Raw genomic sequence first — 3,518 nt, 5'->3', positions numbered from 1 at the left:
GATGCAGCCGCCGGGCGAAGGGGAGCTGGCCCGACTGCGTCAGGAGCTGGCCGGAGGCGGCAGTACCCAGGCGCTGCTCGGCAGTGCGTCGGAGCTGCTGTCGGCGATGAGCCACTTCGTTGGCGTGGTCAGCGCGCCGCGCCGCGAGMAGTTCGCCTTCCGCCAGATCGATTTCGTGGCGCTGGACGGGCGCCGGGTGCTGGCGATCCTGGTGTTTGCCGACAATGAAGTGCAGAACCGGGTGATCGAGACCCGCCAGGACTTCGCGCCGGGGCAGCTGGAGCAGGTGGCCAATTACCTCAATGCCCACTTTGCCGGGCTGCCCCTGGCCGAGATCCGTACCCGCCTGCTGCTGGAGCTGCGCGACGCCCGTTCCGAGCTGGAACAGGTGCTGGCGCACAGCGTCGAGCTGGCCGAGCAGGCCTTGCAGCCGCCGGCCGACGACATGCTGGTGGCCGGCCAGACGCGTCTGATGGGGGTGCAGGACCTGTCCGACCTGGAGCGCCTGCGCGAGCTGTTCGAGCTGTTTTCCAGCAAGCGCGAGATCCTGCAGCTGCTGGAGCGGACCATCCAGGCCCCCGGCGTGCGCATCTTCATCGGCGAGGAAACCGGCGTGGTACCCCTGCAGGGCGTCTCGCTGGTCACCGCGCCGTACACCGCCAACGGCCAGGTACTGGGCGTGCTGGGCGTGATCGGGCCGAAGCGGATGGCCTACGACCGCATGATTCCGCTGGTCCAGGCCACCGCCGATGTGCTCGGCGCGGCCTTTTCGCCGGGCGGGCGAACTCCGGGTGCATCGGACGCTTGAAACGCAGCATCCCGCCCACACTAGGGTGGGTGGAGGCGGAGAGTGACCGCCAGGGACCCAGACATGAATCAAGATCAGCCAGACATCGCCGCCCAGCAGGCCGCCGCCGACGCAGCTGCCGCCGAGGGCGTCAACGAACAGATCGAACAGCTCCGTGCCGAAGTGGAGCAGGTCAAGGCCGAAGCGCTGCGTGAGCGCGCCGACCTCGACAACCAGCGCAAGCGCGTGGCCCGCGACATCGAACAGGCGCGCAAGTTCGCCAACGAGAAGCTGCTGGGCGAACTGCTGCCGGTATTCGACAGCCTCGATGCCGGCCTAAAGGCCGCCGGCGACGATGCCCATCCGCTTCGCGAGGGCCTGGAGCTGACCTACAAGCAGCTGCTGAAGGTCGCTGGTGACAACGGCCTGGTGCTGCTGGACCCGACCGGGCAGCCGTTCAACCCGGAACACCACCAGGCGATCAGCCAGGTCGCTGCCCCCGGCGCCGCCCCGGGCAGCGTGGTGACCGTGTTCCAGAAGGGCTACCTGCTCAACGAGCGCCTGTTGCGGCCGGCGCTGGTGGTGGTTGCCGCCGATTGACCGCGGGCGCCGGGCTTGGCCTGACGCGGGTTTTCCCGCCGCGACCGGGGCATCGGCACGACCGACGCTGAACGTGTTGGGCGAACGGAAACACAGCGTTCGGGGGATGGCTTGAATGTTCCACGAGCCTCCCCCACATCCCATTCATCCACCGGCCGAACGGCCGGACTGACAAAAACAACATCCTTCAAGGAGTCTCCCCCATGGGCAAGATCATTGGTATCGACCTCGGCACCACCAACTCGTGCGTGGCGATCATGGACGGCGGCAAGGCCCGCGTCATCGAAAATTCGGAAGGCGATCGCACCACCCCGTCGATCGTCGCCTACACCAAGGACGGCGAAGTCCTGGTCGGTGCCTCGGCCAAGCGCCAGGCCGTGACCAACCCGAAGAACACCTTCTACGCGGTGAAGCGCCTGATCGGCCGCAAGTTCACCGACGCCGAAGTGCAGAAGGACATCGCGCACGTCCCGTACAGCATCCTGGCCCATGACAATGGTGATGCCTGGGTGGCCACCAGCGATGCCAAGAAGATGGCACCGCAGGAAATCTCGGCCAAGGTGCTGGAGAAGATGAAGAAGACCGCCGAGGACTTCCTCGGTGAGAAGGTCACCGAAGCGGTCATCACSGTGCCSGCYTACTTCAACGACAGCCAGCGCCAGGCMACCAARGACGCYGGCCGCATCGCCGGYCTGGAMRTCAAGCGCATCATCAACGARCCSACCGCRGCCGCGCTGGCSTWYGGCCTGGACAAGGGCGACAACAAGGATCGCAAGATCGTTGTCTACGACCTGGGCGGCGGCACCTTCGACGTCTCGGTGATCGAGATCGCCRAYGTSGACGGCGAGAAGCAGTTCGAAGTGCTGKCSACCAACGGCGACACSTTCCTSGGTGGCGARGACTTCGACAACCGCGTCATCGAGTACCTGGTTGAAGAGTTCAACAAGGACCAGGGCATCGACCTGCGCAAGGATCCGCTGGCCCTGCAGCGCCTGAAGGATGCTGCCGAGCGTGCCAAGATCGAACTGTCCAGCGCCCAGCAGACCGAAGTGAACCTGCCGTACGTCACCGCTGACGCGTCGGGTCCGAAGCACCTGAACATCAAGCTGACCCGCGCCAAGCTGGAATCGCTGGTGGAAGAGCTGATCAGGAAGTCGATCGAGCCGTGCCGCGTTGCGTTGAATGACGCCGGCCTGCGTTCGAGCGACATCAGCGAAGTGATCCTGGTCGGCGGCCAGACCCGCATGCCGAAGGTGCAGCAGGCTGTCACCGAGTTCTTCGGCAAGGAACCGCGCAAGGACGTCAACCCGGACGAAGCCGTGGCACTGGGTGCTGCGATCCAGGGCGGCGTGCTGGGCGGCGACGTCAAGGATGTGCTGCTGCTGGACGTGACCCCGCTGTCGCTGGGCATCGAAACCATGGGCGGTGTGTTCACCAAGATCATCGAAAAGAACACCACCATCCCGACCAAGGCCTCGCAGGTGTTCTCCACCGCCGAGGACAACCAGTCGGCCGTGACCGTGCACGTGCTGCAGGGTGAGCGCGAACAGGCCCGCTTCAACAAGTCGCTGGCCAAGTTCGACCTGTCCGGCATCGAGCCGGCCCCGCGCGGCCTGCCGCAGGTGGAAGTGTCCTTCGACATCGACGCCAACGGCATCCTGCACGTGTCGGCCAAGGACAAGAAGACCAACAAGGAACAGAAGGTCGAGATCAAGGCCGGTTCGGGTCTGTCCGAGGAAGAGATCGCACGCATGGTCGCCGACGCGGAAGCCAACCGCGAAGAAGACAAGAAGTTCCAGGAGCTGGTGCAGGCCCGCAACCAGGCCGATGCCCTGATCCACGGCACCCGCAGCGCGATCACCGAGCACGGCAGCAAGGTTGGTGGCGAAGTGATCGGCAAGGTGGAAGCGGCCCTGGCCGATCTGGAAACCGCGATGAAGGGTGACGACAAGGCGCAGATCGAAGCCAAGTCGAAGGTGCTGGAAGAAGCTGGCCAGTCGCTGTTCGCTGCGGCTTCGGCCGAYCAGGGCGGTGCCGCCCCGGGTGCCGACGCCGGCAATGCGGGCAAGGCGCAGGATGACGTGGTGGACGCCGAGTTCACCGAAGTCAAGGACGACAAGAAGTCCTGATC

Annotated in this window: 3 protein-coding genes; all 3 read left to right on the top strand. The window is 65.5% G+C overall.

Annotated elements, in window-relative coordinates:
* The coding region (locus AC1VAN_RS15390; protein ID WP_480986131.1) for an HrcA family transcriptional regulator at positions 1–808 on the top strand (808 nt) is incomplete at its 5' end.
* A 63-nt stretch (positions 809–871) separates the two neighbouring features.
* The gene (grpE, locus tag AC1VAN_RS15385; protein ID WP_025878870.1) at positions 872–1,387 is read left to right on the top strand and encodes a nucleotide exchange factor GrpE; all 516 of its coding nucleotides are present in this window, start codon (positions 872–874) and stop codon (positions 1,385–1,387) included.
* 203 nt (positions 1,388–1,590) lie between these two features.
* Positions 1,591–3,516 (top strand): molecular chaperone DnaK, encoded by a 1,926-nt coding sequence (dnaK, locus tag AC1VAN_RS15380; protein ID WP_480986130.1) that lies wholly within the window; start codon positions 1,591–1,593, stop codon positions 3,514–3,516.
* Positions 3,517–3,518 lie beyond the last annotated feature (2 nt).

The organism is Stenotrophomonas sp. 05L44_2, from assembly GCF_056665995.1.
This window is presented reverse-complemented; position numbering and strand designations above follow the sequence as displayed.